Raw genomic sequence first — 14,047 nt, 5'->3', positions numbered from 1 at the left:
GCTGACTTCATGACGCAAAATAGCGCATTGACGACGCTTAAAGATTTGGCAGAAAAAGAAGTTGAAGACGCCGCGCTGAGACTTGGCGAGATGCGTCGGGGCTGCCAGCAAGCAGAAGAACAATTAAAAATGCTGATCGACTATCAGCATGAGTACCGTAGCAGTCTGAATAACGATATGAGTCAGGGCATTGATAATCAGCGCTGGCAAAACTATCAGCAGTTTATTCAGACGCTGGAAAAAGCTATCGAGCAACACCGCCATCAACTGGCGCAGTGGACCCAGAAAGTCGATGTCGCGCTGGGTTGCTGGCGGGAGAAAAAGCAACGTCTGCAGGCCTGGCAAACATTGCAGGACAGGCAAAGCGCCGCAGCGTTACTGGCGGAAAACCGTCTCGATCAGAAGAAAATGGATGAGTTTGCACAGCGAGCGTCCCTGAGGAAAACAGAATGATCACCTTGCAAAAACTGCTAGTTACAGAATCAGATGCAACCACCGGCACGCAAACAGGCAAGGCTGGCGGTGATTCCGCTCAGGACTTCCTCGCCCTGCTCACCGGTGCGATGTCCGGCACTGGCGCACAAGGGCAAGAGGGCGATGCCCCCCTGACCCTCGCTGACCTGCAGGCCGCCGCGTTAAGCGGCAAGCTGGCGAAAGGTAAGCTGGCCGCCGCGTCCGGTGACGAGGCGCAAACCCCGGCGCAAAAACTGGCCGGCATGCTGGCGCGCCAAAGCATGAAAACCGACGCCACGGCGACCGCTGAAAGCAATGCCAATGTGCAGAACCTGCTCTCCGGCCTGACCCCTTCCGCCCAAACGGATGTGCTGGCTGCGCTGACGAAAACCGCGAAAGCGGCCGATGAGAAAACGGACTTAAGCGATGAAGATCTCGCTAATCTCAGCGCACTGATGGCCATGCTACCGCACCAGCAGACGCAGCAACTGACGGCTGCGCAACCGGTTACCACCACCGCCACCAGCGCCATTGATGTGGGTGCAGCGGCAAACCGCGCCCTGAACACGAATGCGCTGACGGCCGACACGGGTACCGATCTGCCGCGTGCCACCGCGAAAGGCACGCATGACGCCGCCGCCAGCACGCTTCAGGTTGCCGACGATGCACAGCAATCCACCGCCTTTGCGGCCGCACTGGCATCACGCAAAGAAACGGATAACGCCGTGCAGCAGACCACCAATACCATCGCAAGCATTGCGCCGGTTACAACCACCACCGGCGCAGCGCAGGCCAGCGCCCCAGTAGCCGCGCCGGTGCTCAGCGCGCCGTTGGGTAGCCATGAGTGGCAGCAGAATCTTAGCCAGCACGTCACCCTGTTCACCCGTCAGGGACAGCAGAGTGCGGAACTGCGTTTACACCCGGAAGATCTGGGGCAGGTGCAGATCTCTATCAAGCTGGAAGACAACCAGGCGCAACTGCAAATGGTTTCGGCCCATAGCCACGTTCGCCAGGCACTGGAAGCTGCATTGCCGGTGCTGCGCACCTCTCTTGCTGAAAGTGGCATCCAGTTGGGTCAGAGCAATATCAGTAGCGAGAGCTTTGCAGGCCAGCAACAACAGTCTTCTCAGCAACAGCAGGCATCACGTTCCGGTTCCGGCGATCTGTTTGGTAGCGACGATGATGAAGCATTAGTCACCCCTGCGAGCCTGCAGTCCGCCGCTCGCGGTAACGGCGCTGTCGACATCTTTGCCTAAACGCCCGAGGTAGCATGATTATCCCCGTCTTTTCCGCGCTTTGGCGGAAGCAAGACACGGGATAATCAGCTCATAGGCAGTATTAACAGGAAGCTCGTATCAGATGACTGACTCCGCTATTACCAAAAAACGCAAGCGCAATATCTGGATCCCGCTGCTGGTGTTAATCACCCTCGCAGCATGCGCCATCGCTGGCTATAGTTATTGGCATATGCAACAGAAACCTGCGGCCAGCGCGAAAGCGGAGCCACCTCCGCCGCCGCCGGCACCGGTCTTCTTCGCGCTGGACACCTTTACTGTGAACCTGGGCGATGCCGATCGCGTGCTGTATGTCGGTATTACGCTGCGTCTGAAAGATGACGCGACGCGCGCCCGACTGAGCGAATACTTGCCGGAAGTGCGCAGCCGTTTGCTGCTGCTGTTCTCACGTCAGGACGCGACACAGCTCGCAACCGACGACGGTAAACAGAAACTCGCCACTGCGATTAAAGAAACACTCGCAACGCCGTTAGTGCAAGGACAACCGAAGCAGGAAGTCACTGACGTCCTTTATACAGCTTTCATTTTGCGGTAATAACATGGGCGATAGTATTCTTTCTCAGGCCGAAATCGATGCGCTGCTCAACGGAGACAGCGATAAGAGCGATGATCCGCAACCGGGTATGGGCGGCGACAATGACATTCGCCCCTATGACCCGAATACACAGCGCCGCGTGGTACGTGAACGTCTGCAGGCGCTGGAGATCATCAACGAACGTTTTGCGCGCCAGTTCCGTATGGGCCTGTTCAACTTGCTGCGTCGTAGCCCGGATATTACCGTCGGCGCGATCCGCATTCAGCCATACCATGAATTTGCGCGTAACTTGCCGGTTCCGACCAACCTTAACCTGATCCACCTGAAACCGCTGCGCGGTACCGGCTTGTTTGTGTTCTCGCCAAGTCTGGTATTTATCGCCGTGGATAACCTGTTCGGTGGCGACGGGCGTTTTCCAACCAAAGTGGAAGGCCGTGAATTCACGCACACTGAACAGCGCGTGATTAACCGCATGCTGAAACTGGCGCTTGAGGCCTACAGCGACGCGTGGAAGGCGATTAACCCGCTGGACGTTGAATACGTGCGTTCTGAGATGCAGGTTAAGTTTACGAACATTACCACATCGCCAAACGACATCGTTGTTAACACCCCGTTCCATGTGGAAATCGGTAACCTGACGGGTGAATTCAATATCTGTCTGCCGTTCAGCATGATTGAACCGCTGCGCGAAATGCTGGTTAACCCGCCGCTGGAAAACTCCCGCAGCGAAGACCAGAACTGGCGTGATAACCTGGTCCGCCAGGTTCAGCACTCAGAGCTGAATTTGATCGCTAATTTTGCGGATATTCCCCTGCGTCTGTCGCAGATACTTAAGCTCAAACCCGGTGATGTACTGCCGATTGATAAACCCGATCGCATTATCGCTCATGTGGACGGTGTACCGGTGCTTACCAGTCAGTACGGCACAGTCAACGGACAATATGCGTTACGCGTAGAGCATTTGATAAACCCGATTTTGAATTCGCTGAATGAGGAACAGCCCAAATGAGTGATATGAACAATCCGTCCGATGAGAACAGCGGAGCACTGGACGATCTGTGGGCTGACGCGTTGAACGAACAAAAAACCACGCCGACGGGCGGTAAGAGCGCGGCTGACGCTGTGTTCCAGCAGCTTGGTGGTGGTGATGTTGGCGGCAATCTCCAGGATATCGACCTGATTATGGATATCCCGGTCAAACTGACCGTTGAACTGGGCCGTACCCGGATGACCATTAAAGAGCTGCTGCGTCTGACGCAGGGTTCCGTGGTTGCACTGGACGGACTGGCGGGTGAACCGCTGGATATCCTGATTAACGGTTATCTGATTGCGCAGGGTGAGGTAGTGGTCGTTGCCGATAAATACGGCGTGCGTATCACTGATATCATCACGCCTTCCGAGCGTATGCGCCGTCTGAGCCGTTGAGGCACGTATGAGAACACAGGCCACGGTTAGCCAACCTTCCGCCGTTCCCGGTTCGCCACTGCTGCAAGTCAGTGGCGCGCTGTTTGGCATTATTGCCGTGATCCTGATTGCCGCGTGGCTGGCGAAACGACTGGGTTTTGGTGGTAGAACCGCCGGCACCCGGGGTTTGAAAGTCAGCGCCAGCACAACGGTCGGTCCGCGTGAACGCGTGGTGATCGTCGATGTTGAAGACGCGCGCCTGGTGCTGGGCGTCACCCCGACCCAAATCAATCTGTTGCACAAGCTTCCTCCCGCGCCTGCCGAAAGTGAAGTCGTGAACGAGAAAAATGCGGACTTTCAGTCCGTGATGAAGAATTTGCTTAAGCGTTCCGGGAGATCCTGATGCGCCGTTTGTTATCCTTTGCGCTGGCCGGGCTGTTTCTGTTTGCGCCAGCCGCATTTGCTCAACTCCCCGGTCTGGTAAGCCAACCGCTGGCAAACGGCGGCCAGAGTTGGTCGCTGCCGGTGCAGACGCTGGTATTTATTACCTCCCTCACCTTCCTGCCTGCCGTTTTGCTGATGATGACCAGCTTTACCCGCATCATCATCGTCTTTGGCCTGCTGCGAAATGCGCTGGGCACACCCTCTGCGCCGCCAAACCAGGTACTGCTCGGACTGGCGTTGTTTTTGACCTTTTTCATTATGTCGCCGGTGATCGATAAGATTTACACCGACGCCTATCAGCCGTTCAGTGAAAACAAAATTTCCGTGGATGTGGCGCTGGAACGTGGCGCGCAACCCCTGCGTGAATTTATGCTGCGCCAGACGCGCCAGGCCGATCTGGCCCTGTTCGCCCGGCTTGCTAATACGCCGCCAATTGAAGGTCCGGAAGCCGTACCGATGCGCATTTTGCTGCCCGCCTATGTGACCAGCGAGCTGAAAACCGCCTTCCAGATCGGTTTTACCATTTTCATTCCGTTCCTGATTATCGACCTCGTGATCGCCAGTGTGCTAATGGCGCTGGGGATGATGATGGTGCCGCCAGCGACCATTGCCCTGCCATTCAAACTGATGTTGTTTGTACTGGTGGATGGCTGGCAGCTGCTGGTCGGTTCGCTGGCGCAGAGTTTTTACAGTTAGGAGTAAAGCATGACACCTGAATCGGTCATGATGATGGGCACCGAGGCGATGAAAGTTGCACTCGCTCTCGCTGCTCCCCTGCTGCTGGTCGCCCTGGTGACCGGGCTTGTGATCAGTATTTTGCAGGCGGCGACGCAAATCAACGAAATGACGCTCTCCTTTATCCCGAAAATCATCGCGGTGTTTGTGGCGATTGTAGTTGCCGGGCCGTGGATGCTGAATTTGCTGCTCGATTATATGCGCGGTCTGTTCAATAACATTCCCTATATCATCGGGTAATCCCGCTTATGCTGAACATCACCAGCGATCAGTGGCTGCAATGGCTTAACATGTATTTCTGGCCGTTGGTGCGTGTGCTGGCGCTGATTATGAGCGCACCGATCCTCAGTGAATCACGCATCCCTCGCCGCGTGAAACTCGGTCTGGGGATAGTCATTACCATCGTGATTGCCCCGACGCTCCCGGTAGTGCCGAATGTGCCGATCTTCTCTGTCGCAGCGTTGTGGGTGGCGATGCAGCAAATGCTGATTGGCATTGCGCTCGGTTTTACCATGCAATTCGCCTTTGCCGCTATCCGCACCGCGGGTGAACTTATCGGCCTGCAAATGGGCCTCTCTTTCGCCACCTTTGTCGATCCCACCAGTCACCTGAACATGCCGGTACTGGCGCGTATTCTGGACATGCTGGCGCTGTTGCTGTTCCTGACCTTCAATGGTCATTTGTGGCTTATTTCCATGCTGGTCGATACCTTCCACACACTGCCGATTGGCGGCGACCCGGTAAGCGGTAATGCGTTTCTGGCCTTGACGCGCTCGGCAGGACTGATTTTCGTCAATGGGCTGATGCTGGCATTACCAATCATTACCTTACTGCTGACCATTAACCTCTCCCTTGGCCTGTTGAATCGCATGGCACCGCAGTTATCGGTGTTTGTCATCGGTTTTCCCATTACGCTTAGCGTTGGGATTTTACTGATGGCAGCGATGATGCCGCTGGTCGCCCCTTTCTGCGAACGATTATTCAGCGAGATTTTCAATCTGTTAGCTGATATCGTTAGTGAACTGCCTCAGAATACAAACCCCTAGCATTGGCATTGTCTTTTTGAGGATAATCCTAAAGTTAAATTTGCAAAACATCTTCCAGGATATAACTGGCGCGGCTTATTTGTTTTTAACGGTCTCACAGAACGCAACATTTACTTTACTTTAAGAAGATTCCTGGCAAATTATACGTAACTTTACGGGATAGTGGGTTCGCCTGAAGTTTCGTGTCGCACTTCAGTAATATCAGTTTTTTTCCTGTATGGCTTCTGAAGCTTCCGGCGGTGGTGAATTATCGTTACGCATTGAGTGAGGGTATGCCATGTCAACGATTATTATGGATTTATGCAGTTATACCCGGTTGGGATTAACAGGGTATCTGACAAGTCGGGGGGTTAAAAAACGAGATATCAACGATATAAAAACCGTTGATGAACTCGAATCAGCTTGCGCCACATTCCAGCCATCCGTGGTGTTTATTAATGAGGACTGCTTTATCCATGACCCAAGCAGCAGTCAACACATTAAGCAAGTCATTAATCAGCATCCCCGTACACTATTTATCGTGTTTATGGCAATTGCCAACATCCACTTTGATGAATACCTATTGGTACGTAAAAACTTATTGATTAGTTCTAAATCAATCAAGCCTGAGTCGCTGGATAATATTCTGGGGGACTATCTCAACAAAGAGAAGAAAAGCGTTGGCACCATTAATTTACCCACGCTGTCATTGAGTCGTACCGAGTCCAGTATGTTAAAAATGTGGATGTCAGGACAGGATACGATCCAAATCTCCGATCAGATGAATATTAAAGCCAAGACGGTATCATCACATAAGGGGAATATTAAAAGAAAGATTAAAACGCATAATAAACAAGTGATTTACCATGTTGTGCGTCTGACAGACAACGTCACGTCGGGTATATTTGTTAATATGCGTTGAAGAAATTGTTATTTATTCACCCTCCCTCTCAGGAGGGCGAAGAAATTAATCTGCTTTTTCGACGAAAACCCCGTCTGCGTGATCTTTTTCATTAAAGAACCAGATTCCGAGCGGGTAGTCTTCCAGTGACACCAGGTACATTGTACCTTCATTGAACGCTTCAACAGCCAATACCACCCCCGGACGGCGTGGACCCCCGTCCGTTTTGACCGTAACCCGATCGTTAACCTTCATATTTACCCTCCTGTTGCATTTACGCCAGTGTAGAACAAAAGCCTCTGGCTGGCAGCGCCCCCGGCGTTTAGCTGGCGATTTTTTCTACCGTCTATACTTAGCCGTGGGACTGCGAAAGAGGTGACGGCATGAAAACGGTGAAAGAGTACAGCGAAACCGCCAAGCGCGACGTCAACGTTGACGTGGACGCCCTGCTGGCGGCGATTAATGAAATTAGCGAAAGTGAAATCCATCGGGTTAACGACGAGGATGGTCAACGCGTGAGCGTGGATGGCAGGGAATATCATACCTGGCGGGAACTGGCGGAAGCGTTCGAGCTGGACGTGCACGACTTCAGCATCACTGAGGTAAACCGCTAAAGAAAACTCCCGGTTGCAGCAGCAACCGGGAGGAAACTTGCTTGCGCAAGAAGCACTTAAAAATTCGTACACCAGGGAATCTGATGTAGGGGAAACTCTAACGACAAACGCGAATTAAGACAAGAATTATCGATAAAACAAATAATTAGGTAAACAAGTGTATTCCATTGGATACAAAGCGCTACCGCCGAGGACACTCAGTACAGAGGAAAAATAACGAAAAAAAATCACCTGTACGTGTGAATGGCATGCGCCAGGCAAGATGATGCTTAACTCCCCCGTCTTGAGAAAAACGAAAGGAGCGGAATATGCCAGATCTGGACTCACCACTGCTGGTTTTTACCGATGTCGACGGCACCCTGTGCGACAGCCATACCGGCGACTGGCACGCTGCTGCCGGCTGGCTTGAACGGCTTCGCCAGCATCATATCCCGGTCATTTTATGCAGCAGCAAAACCGCCGCCGAAATGATTGACCTGCAAAAAACACTCGGACTTCAGGGGTTGCCGTTTATCGCCGAAAATGGCGCAGTGATCCAGCTTGACGAACGCTGGCAGGATCATGACAGCTACCCGCGGATTATCACCGGCTCACCCCATGACGAAATCGCCAGAGTGTTGAACCAGCTACGGCAAAAACAGGGGTGGAAGTTTACCACCTTTGACGAGCTCGACGAGCGCATACTGGCGGAGATTACCGGATTGCCCCCGGCGCAAGCCAGCCTGGCGCGCCTGCAGGAGGCATCGGAAACGTTAATCTGGCGGGACAGTGATGAACGCATGGCGGCTTTCGATACCGCTCTCGCAGGGCTGGGGTTATGTTTTGTTCAGGGCGCGCGTTTCTGGCATGTGCTCGACGAACGCGGCGGTAAAGATCAGGCGGTAAACTGGTTAACCCGCCAGTACCGCCATTACACCGGAAAACGCGCCTTCACCATTGGGCTGGGCGATGGCCCTAACGATGCCCCGTTGCTGGACAGCGTCGATCACGCGATCGTCGTGAAAGGCCTGAATCGCCAGGGCGTACGACTGCGTAAAGATACGCCAGAGCGGGTGTACCATTCGCAATGCGAAGGCGCCGCTGGCTGGCGTGAAGGCCTGGATCACTTCTTTGGCTTTGGTGCAACATCTTCCGAGCAAACCTGATTACGCCCACTGTTTTTCGCCCGGTATAACCGGCTGTCAGCAATGGATTGCAGCGTTTCAAAATCGTAGCTGCCGCTCTCCAGTGCGCCGCTGACGCCGAGCGAAGCGCTAATGCGAATGGTCGTATGCTTATGGATCAGTATCTCCTTACCGCGAATGCGCGCACGAATCCGCTCGGCAACGCGAGCAGCTTGTTCAAGCGTACTGCCCGGCAGTAAAACGCAGAACTCTTCTCCCCCTACGCGCCCGGCCACATCCTCGCTGCCAATCGTGCTGCTGATCAGGCCCGCTGCATGTGACAACACCAAATCGCCCGCCTGATGGCCATAGCGGTCGTTAACGTTTTTGAAATGGTCGAGATCGATCTGGATGATGGCAAAAGGTTGCTGCTGCTCCCGCCCCTCTTCCGTTAAGATTTTCGCCCGTTCAAACAGTGCGCCGCGATTGCACAAGCGGGTAAGCGGGTCGTACCACGCCTGCCATTGCAGGGTATTTTGCATGCTGTACATGTTGTTGACCATCCGGCGGATCACCGCCCAGGCAAACAGCAGCATGGCGGTAAACAGCACCCACAACAGCGCCAGTGCAATGCTAATGCTGCCAAAATCCCCTTGCAGACCCTCGCGCAATGTTTGAATACGCACGATGAAGCCGTCAAAGTGCCGCAGTTTCTGCCAGCTCACATAACGCGTCCCGAAACGCAGCCCGCCACGGGTATCGCGCGCCATCCCGTCCATCAACCGGGTCTGTTGGTCCGCAGTGAACGTCGGTTCTGTATGGCTGACGTCCGGCGCGTGGGTTAATAGCTGAAACTGGCTGTTATAGAGCTGATATTCGCCCTTATTCTGCCCTTCCCGCGCATCGTTCAACAGTTGCGCAATCGCCTCCACCGGAAAACTCATCGCCAGCACACCAAACCAGTAATCTCTGTAGTCCAGGGGAGCGCTGGCGATAACAAATCCCTTATCGCTCTGCCCGCCATCAGCCTGATCGGTGAACCAGCGCACTGCACGGGCGCGATTTTCACGCTCACTCTGATCGGTAAACCACGGCCGCATCAGTAAGTGATAATAGGTCGGGATAATCTGCTGGCTATTTTCCAGCGGATGGGTGGCGACAAAAAAGCCGGCGCGGGAGACGTAATAAGCACGGCGCGGCAGCATCCCTGCATTGGCGGAGAGGCGAAACAGATAACCGAGCTCCATGGCAGCCGTCAGCTCATTGTGCAGCAGTGGATGGTCACGGTTGAGCAGTTCGCTTTGATCGACAAAATAATCGGAGACGCCATACAGCGGCAATGTCCGGCGGTTATCCAGTTCGATATTCCACTGTGGCAAGTGTCGTTGCTGCTCAAACCCATTTTGCACATTGCGCATGACGTCAAATGCCAGCGGCGTCTGTAACGCGGACTGCATGCCGTTGCGAAAAAAGAGTAAGCGATCCACACCGACCTGCATATGCCTGTCCAGCGCATTGCTGACGTTTTCCAGCATACTTCGCTGGCTGGCGACATACGCGCCTTCCAGGACGATAACTTCACGCCAGGTGAGAATGGTGGAACACACCACCACGATGACAAAACACAGGTTAACCACCCGCGCCGGGGAGAAATACTTCTTTAGGTTTCCAAGCCGCCTTTTTTCTTTCACGACATTTTCCTGCCGCATACAGGAGCCCTGATATGCGCTGTTTCGCTGTGCTTTAGTCCCGCAATTCACGGCCTCACCCGGCCTGCGGGCAATAAAAACGCCCGGCATTGCCGGGCGTTTTAAGGGATTAAACCTCCTCGTGGATCCTTTTCCTGTCGCCAGGCATCAGTTCATCTTCACGAAAGGCTTCCCGTTTGACGCCGTAGCCGTCATACCACCGACACTCCACCATACCGCTGGCATAGCCGGTGACGATCATGCGCGGACCACCATTTTTGGGTATCACTTCATCACTGACCAAAAAGACCATCACTGCCTCCTGTATCAGGGCGAAACTTTTTCACCTTAGACGAAGTTTGTTTATTTTGCATAATGCCGGCCGTAAGATTTTATTCAGCCGCACCCCGCAAACGCGTTATCCCTTTCATTACCGCAACGACCACCGCACCAATCACAAAGCCCAGCACCAGGTTCGCCAGCACTGGCGTAAGCGTCTGCAACACAGCATTCTGCCCGGCGGCAAATTGCTCTACTGCGTGGTGCAACGGCGCAATACCGTGCACCACGATGCCGCCGCCGACCAGGAACATGGCCAGCGTACCGACCACCGACAATATTTTCATCAACCAGGGGGCAGCGAACAGCAATCCTTTCCCTACGCCCTGCGCCAGTACGCCGTTTTTCTCCACCAGCCAGTAGCCCATGTCGTCGAGCTTAACGATAATGCCCACCAGGCCGTAAACGCCCACCGTCACCAGCACGGCAATGCCCGACAGGATCAGCACCTGGTTGAGCAATGGCGCGTCTGCAACAATGCCGAGTGTGATTGCGACGATTTCCGCCGACAGAATAAAGTCCGTGCGCACAGCACCTTTGATTTTGTCTTTCTCGAACTGCTGCGGATCCTGCGCCGCCAGGGCTTCCAGGCGCTGTTGGCGCGCTTCAGGGCTCTCTTTATGTTTTCTCGCTTCAAAGGTATGCAGCACTTTTTCCACACCTTCAAAACAGAGAAACGCCCCGCCCAGCATCAGCAGCGGCGTGATGGCCCACGGGATCACTGCGCTGATCAACAGTGCCAGCGGCACGAGGATAACCTTGTTCAGCAGCGACCCTCTCGCTACGCTCCACACCACCGGCAACTCGCGGTTCGCACGCACCCCGGCGACTTGTTGCGCATTGAGCGACAGATCGTCGCCCAGCACGCCAGCGGTCTTTTTCGCCGCCAGTTTGCCCATCACCGAAATGTCATCCAGCAATGTGGCAATGTCGTCCAGTAAGGTCAATAAACTACTTCCTGCCAAAATATCCTTCCTTATTGATTATGTTGCACAAAAGCGCGCAGGTACTGCCTGCGTTCCCTCAGTATGCGGTAAAAAACGCTACGCGGAAACGCCCTGCTGGTGTCAACAAAAATTTAACACTTTCTTCGCAATTAACCACTCGCCAGCCCGGTAGTTTTGACGTTAACTATAAGCCTCTTATCTTTTCCTGGGTGGGTTATGCGTTTCAGGCATGTTTTACCGCTTATTGGCGCGCTTTTTGCGCTCTACATTATTTGGGGCTCCACGTACTTTGTTATCCGCGTTGGCGTTGAAAGCTGGCCACCATTGATGATGGCTGGCGTCCGTTTCCTCTCTGCGGGTGTCGTCCTGACAACCTGTTTGTTATTGAGTGGGCATAAACTGCCGCCTCTGCGCCCAATGCTGAACGCCGCATTACTTGGCGTACTGCTGCTGGCGGTCGGCAACGGGTTCGTCACTGTCGCCGAACATCAAAATGTGCCATCCGGTATCGCGGCGGTCGTGGTCGCCACCGTGCCACTATTTACCTTGTGCTTCAGCCACTTTTTCGGCATTGCTACGCGAAAACTTGAGTGGTTTGGTATCGCCATTGGTCTGGCGGGGATTATTTTGCTCAACAGCGGCGGAAACTTAAGCGGCAATCCGTGGGGGGCATTGATGATTCTGGTGGGGTCGATGAGCTGGGCCTTTGGCTCGGTGTATGGCTCGCGTATTGCGCTGCCCGTTGGGATGATGGCGGGTGCTATCGAAATGCTGGCGGCGGGCATCGTGCTGCTGGCGGCCTCGGCGTTAACCGGTGAGCGACTGACCCGGCTGCCTTCGCTGCAGGGCTTTATGGCGGTGGGGTACCTGGCGCTGTTCGGTTCTATCATCGCGATTAACGCCTATATGTACCTGATTCGCAATGTCTCTCCGGCCGTGGCGACCAGCTATGCTTACGTCAATCCGGTGGTCGCCGTGCTGCTCGGCACCGGGTTTGCCGGCGAACACCTTTCGCCCGTCGAGTGGCTGGCGCTGGGGATTATTATTATGGCGGTGGTACTGGTCACGCTGGGCAAGTACCTGCTGCCGCAGCGACCCGTTGTCACCCCGTGTGAAGCGGAAAAGTAATACAGGCTGAATAGCCGCCTTCAGAGGGAGGCTATTCAGCAATATCCACGACGGCATGGATCCCTTGCGTATCGATCTGCGCGAGAGCACCGCCTTCACAAACCCACTCTTCCAGGCGCTCGCTCAGCGCCTGGTCGCTCAACTTCAGTTTTCCGCGCAACGCGCATTCCCAGACAATTAACACCCGCCATCCCTGTTCGCGCAGCAAACCGCAGTCGCGCTTATCCCGCGCTACGTTTTTGCCTATCTTCTCCAGCCAGAAATCGGTGCGCGTCGCCGGGACTTTAAACAGATGACACCGGTGGCGATGCCAGAAGCAGCCGTGGGTAAATATCACGCAACGGTAGTTATCCAGCACAAAATCAGGACGCCCCGGTAAAGCGGCGTCCTGTACACGAAAATCCAGTCCGAGTGATTGCAGGCAGCCTGCCAGCCGCTTCTCGATGGCCGTATCCCGCGTGGCGATCGCGCGCATGTTCTTGCTACGGGTTGCTTTGTCGTGCACATCCGCCATTCTCTTACTCCGCTACAGGGCGTGGGAACCAAAGCGGCGCAACACATCATCGTCAATGTGCTGAAAATCGCCCTGTAATTCGGCGCTCAACTTGGCCATGTAATGCACCAGAAAATCGGCGTTACTGCGGGCCAGTTCACGCCCCTTTTCCGTTTGCATCGTGGCGGGAAGCTTCAGCAGTTTGCAACGAAAGTGATCGAGGGCATACGCGCGGTCATCCAGTTCCCGCTGCGCCGCGAAAGGATCGTCGCCATCGAACAGTGCAACGCCCAACGAGCCAGAAACGGCAAACACCCGTGCCAGCCCAATAGCACCTAATGATTCCAGTCTGTCGGCATCTTGCACAATTTTCGCCTCCAGTGTCTGCGCCGCAATGCCAGCGCTGAAACTGTGTGCTTCAATGGCGTGGCATACCGCTGGCACTGCCTTTTGCGGGTAATCGGGAAAATCCTTGCCCAGCACATCGGCGGTTTTCTGCGCTGCCATCACTGAAGATAAGTGCCGCTGCGGGTGGTTCTTCGGTAGGCTGACAATGTCGTGGAAATAGCAAGCAGTCAGGATCACCAGAGCATCCACCTGTTGCCCCTGCATCAGGGTTTGCGCCGTTTTCCATACGCGGCGAAAATGCGAGACGTCGTGCGCAGCATCTGCATGATTAAAGTGGTGGCGGATCCATACATCAAACCGGTGCTGCCAGTCATTGATAGTCATTGTTGCTCCAGGTTAAAACGATAACGATAGCATCGTACGGATTATAACGAGCAATTATCGCACGAAAATGACATTCGGATATTAAACTGTTTTATGGTTACAAGCAAAATATCCCCCAAGGAAATATTAATATTAAAATAATGCGTATATTTCCCCGGCAGCTATTTATTTATCAGGTTAATTGTGCCATGATGCTCTCGCCTTATTAATA

Annotated in this window: 19 protein-coding genes; 13 read left to right on the top strand and 6 right to left on the bottom strand. The window is 54.2% G+C overall.

Going from position 1 to position 14,047, the window contains the following annotated elements; translation table 11 throughout:
- Positions 1 to 9 precede the first annotated feature (9 nt).
- The 10 genes from fliJ (at position 10) to rcsA (ending at position 6,813) form a co-directional block, all read left to right on the top strand.
- Positions 10 to 453 (top strand): flagellar export protein FliJ, encoded by a 444-nt coding sequence (fliJ, locus tag N7922_RS09920; RefSeq protein WP_061494289.1) that lies wholly within the window; start codon positions 10 to 12, stop codon positions 451 to 453.
- Positions 450 to 1,709, top strand: a complete 1,260-nt coding sequence (gene fliK, locus N7922_RS09915) for a flagellar hook length control protein FliK (protein ID WP_263100379.1) — start codon at positions 450 to 452, stop codon at positions 1,707 to 1,709. Before fliJ ends, fliK begins: the two co-directional genes overlap by 4 nt.
- A 103-nt stretch (positions 1,710 to 1,812) precedes the next feature.
- Complete coding sequence (gene fliL, locus N7922_RS09910) at positions 1,813 to 2,283, top strand: flagellar basal body-associated protein FliL (protein ID WP_263100378.1); 471 nt, start codon at positions 1,813 to 1,815, stop codon at positions 2,281 to 2,283.
- A gap of 4 nt (positions 2,284 to 2,287) precedes the next feature.
- Positions 2,288 to 3,292 carry a flagellar motor switch protein FliM gene (gene fliM, locus N7922_RS09905; protein ID WP_263100376.1) on the top strand — a complete coding sequence of 335 codons (1,005 nt, stop codon included), beginning with the start codon at positions 2,288 to 2,290 and terminating at the stop codon, positions 3,290 to 3,292.
- Positions 3,289 to 3,708: a flagellar motor switch protein FliN gene (fliN, locus tag N7922_RS09900; protein WP_263100375.1), complete on the top strand. Its 420-nt coding sequence runs from the start codon at positions 3,289 to 3,291 to the stop codon at positions 3,706 to 3,708. Before fliM ends, fliN begins: the two co-directional genes overlap by 4 nt.
- A 7-nt stretch (positions 3,709 to 3,715) precedes the next feature.
- Positions 3,716 to 4,090, top strand: coding sequence for a flagellar biosynthetic protein FliO (fliO, locus tag N7922_RS09895; protein WP_061494284.1), 375 nt, complete (start codon positions 3,716 to 3,718; stop codon positions 4,088 to 4,090).
- A complete protein-coding gene (fliP, locus tag N7922_RS09890) occupies positions 4,090 to 4,827 on the top strand; it encodes a flagellar type III secretion system pore protein FliP (protein ID WP_061494283.1) in 738 nt (245 codons plus the stop codon). The genes fliO and fliP overlap by 1 nt, the downstream gene beginning before the upstream one ends.
- Positions 4,828 to 4,836: 9 nt before the next feature.
- Complete coding sequence (fliQ, locus tag N7922_RS09885; protein ID WP_061494282.1) at positions 4,837 to 5,106, top strand: flagellar biosynthesis protein FliQ; 270 nt, start codon at positions 4,837 to 4,839, stop codon at positions 5,104 to 5,106.
- 8 nt (positions 5,107 to 5,114) lie between these two features.
- Positions 5,115 to 5,912 (top strand): flagellar biosynthetic protein FliR, encoded by a 798-nt coding sequence (fliR, locus tag N7922_RS09880; protein WP_263100373.1) that lies wholly within the window; start codon positions 5,115 to 5,117, stop codon positions 5,910 to 5,912.
- 277 nt (positions 5,913 to 6,189) lie between these two features.
- Positions 6,190 to 6,813 (top strand): transcriptional regulator RcsA, encoded by a 624-nt coding sequence (gene rcsA, locus N7922_RS09875; RefSeq protein ID WP_061494280.1) that lies wholly within the window; start codon positions 6,190 to 6,192, stop codon positions 6,811 to 6,813.
- Positions 6,814 to 6,858: 45 nt separating this feature from the next.
- On the opposite strand, the gene dsrB is transcribed toward rcsA, so the two are convergent.
- A complete protein-coding gene (gene dsrB, locus N7922_RS09870) occupies positions 6,859 to 7,047 on the bottom strand; it encodes a protein DsrB (RefSeq protein WP_263100372.1) in 189 nt (62 codons plus the stop codon).
- 128 nt (positions 7,048 to 7,175) lie between these two features.
- Here dsrB and yodD point away from each other — a divergent pair, with 128 nt between their 5' ends.
- Both yodD and N7922_RS09860 read left to right on the top strand, forming a co-directional pair.
- A complete protein-coding gene (gene yodD, locus N7922_RS09865; protein ID WP_263100370.1) occupies positions 7,176 to 7,406 on the top strand; it encodes a YodD family peroxide/acid resistance protein in 231 nt (76 codons plus the stop codon).
- Positions 7,407 to 7,714: 308 nt separating this feature from the next.
- Positions 7,715 to 8,551: a mannosyl-3-phosphoglycerate phosphatase-related protein gene (locus N7922_RS09860; protein WP_263100369.1), complete on the top strand. Its 837-nt coding sequence runs from the start codon at positions 7,715 to 7,717 to the stop codon at positions 8,549 to 8,551.
- On the opposite strand, the gene dgcQ is transcribed toward N7922_RS09860, so the two are convergent.
- The 3 genes from dgcQ to N7922_RS09845 form a co-directional block, all read right to left on the bottom strand.
- Positions 8,509 to 10,218, bottom strand: a complete 1,710-nt coding sequence (gene dgcQ / locus N7922_RS09855) for a cellulose biosynthesis regulator diguanylate cyclase DgcQ (protein WP_411554188.1) — start codon at positions 10,216 to 10,218, stop codon at positions 8,509 to 8,511. The two genes, N7922_RS09860 and dgcQ, sit on opposite strands and share 43 nt — an antisense overlap.
- A 109-nt stretch (positions 10,219 to 10,327) precedes the next feature.
- Complete coding sequence (locus N7922_RS09850; protein WP_263100366.1) at positions 10,328 to 10,510, bottom strand: YodC family protein; 183 nt, start codon at positions 10,508 to 10,510, stop codon at positions 10,328 to 10,330.
- Positions 10,511 to 10,589: 79 nt separating this feature from the next.
- Positions 10,590 to 11,501, bottom strand: a complete 912-nt coding sequence (locus tag N7922_RS09845) for a DUF808 domain-containing protein (protein ID WP_263100364.1) — start codon at positions 11,499 to 11,501, stop codon at positions 10,590 to 10,592.
- 198 nt (positions 11,502 to 11,699) lie between these two features.
- Between N7922_RS09845 and yedA the strand changes: the two genes are divergently transcribed.
- Positions 11,700 to 12,611, top strand: a complete 912-nt coding sequence (gene yedA / locus N7922_RS09840; protein WP_263100363.1) for a drug/metabolite exporter YedA — start codon at positions 11,700 to 11,702, stop codon at positions 12,609 to 12,611.
- Positions 12,612 to 12,642: 31 nt separating this feature from the next.
- On the opposite strand, the gene N7922_RS09835 is transcribed toward yedA, so the two are convergent.
- Both N7922_RS09835 and N7922_RS09830 read right to left on the bottom strand, forming a co-directional pair.
- Positions 12,643 to 13,125, bottom strand: coding sequence for a very short patch repair endonuclease (locus N7922_RS09835; protein WP_263100362.1), 483 nt, complete (start codon positions 13,123 to 13,125; stop codon positions 12,643 to 12,645).
- 12 nt (positions 13,126 to 13,137) lie between these two features.
- Complete coding sequence (locus N7922_RS09830; protein ID WP_263100361.1) at positions 13,138 to 13,836, bottom strand: phosphohydrolase; 699 nt, start codon at positions 13,834 to 13,836, stop codon at positions 13,138 to 13,140.
- Positions 13,837 to 14,047: the final 211 nt, after the last annotated feature.

The sequence above is a fragment of the Kosakonia sp. ML.JS2a genome, from assembly GCF_025642095.1.
In the GTDB taxonomy this organism is placed as follows: Bacteria; Pseudomonadota; Gammaproteobacteria; order Enterobacterales; family Enterobacteriaceae.
Note: the sequence above shows the minus strand (reverse complement) of the source record. Positions and strands in the feature narration are given on the sequence as shown.

Coding starts and splice junctions, on each gene's coding strand:
- fliJ (WP_061494289.1), top strand. CDS start 10: ATGACGCAAAATAGCGCATTGACGACGCTTAAAGATTTGGCAGAAAAA.
- fliK (WP_263100379.1), top strand. CDS start 450: ATGATCACCTTGCAAAAACTGCTAGTTACAGAATCAGATGCAACCACC.
- fliL (WP_263100378.1), top strand. CDS start 1,813: ATGACTGACTCCGCTATTACCAAAAAACGCAAGCGCAATATCTGGATC.
- fliM (WP_263100376.1), top strand. CDS start 2,288: ATGGGCGATAGTATTCTTTCTCAGGCCGAAATCGATGCGCTGCTCAAC.
- fliN (WP_263100375.1), top strand. CDS start 3,289: ATGAGTGATATGAACAATCCGTCCGATGAGAACAGCGGAGCACTGGAC.
- fliO (WP_061494284.1), top strand. CDS start 3,716: ATGAGAACACAGGCCACGGTTAGCCAACCTTCCGCCGTTCCCGGTTCG.
- fliP (WP_061494283.1), top strand. CDS start 4,090: ATGCGCCGTTTGTTATCCTTTGCGCTGGCCGGGCTGTTTCTGTTTGCG.
- fliQ (WP_061494282.1), top strand. CDS start 4,837: ATGACACCTGAATCGGTCATGATGATGGGCACCGAGGCGATGAAAGTT.
- fliR (WP_263100373.1), top strand. CDS start 5,115: ATGCTGAACATCACCAGCGATCAGTGGCTGCAATGGCTTAACATGTAT.
- rcsA (WP_061494280.1), top strand. CDS start 6,190: ATGTCAACGATTATTATGGATTTATGCAGTTATACCCGGTTGGGATTA.
- dsrB (WP_263100372.1), bottom strand. CDS start 7,047: ATGAAGGTTAACGATCGGGTTACGGTCAAAACGGACGGGGGTCCACGC.
- yodD (WP_263100370.1), top strand. CDS start 7,176: ATGAAAACGGTGAAAGAGTACAGCGAAACCGCCAAGCGCGACGTCAAC.
- N7922_RS09860 (WP_263100369.1), top strand. CDS start 7,715: ATGCCAGATCTGGACTCACCACTGCTGGTTTTTACCGATGTCGACGGC.
- dgcQ (WP_411554188.1), bottom strand. CDS start 10,218: ATGCGGCAGGAAAATGTCGTGAAAGAAAAAAGGCGGCTTGGAAACCTA.
- N7922_RS09850 (WP_263100366.1), bottom strand. CDS start 10,510: ATGGTCTTTTTGGTCAGTGATGAAGTGATACCCAAAAATGGTGGTCCG.
- yedA (WP_263100363.1), top strand. CDS start 11,700: ATGCGTTTCAGGCATGTTTTACCGCTTATTGGCGCGCTTTTTGCGCTC.
- N7922_RS09835 (WP_263100362.1), bottom strand. CDS start 13,125: ATGGCGGATGTGCACGACAAAGCAACCCGTAGCAAGAACATGCGCGCG.
- N7922_RS09830 (WP_263100361.1), bottom strand. CDS start 13,836: ATGACTATCAATGACTGGCAGCACCGGTTTGATGTATGGATCCGCCAC.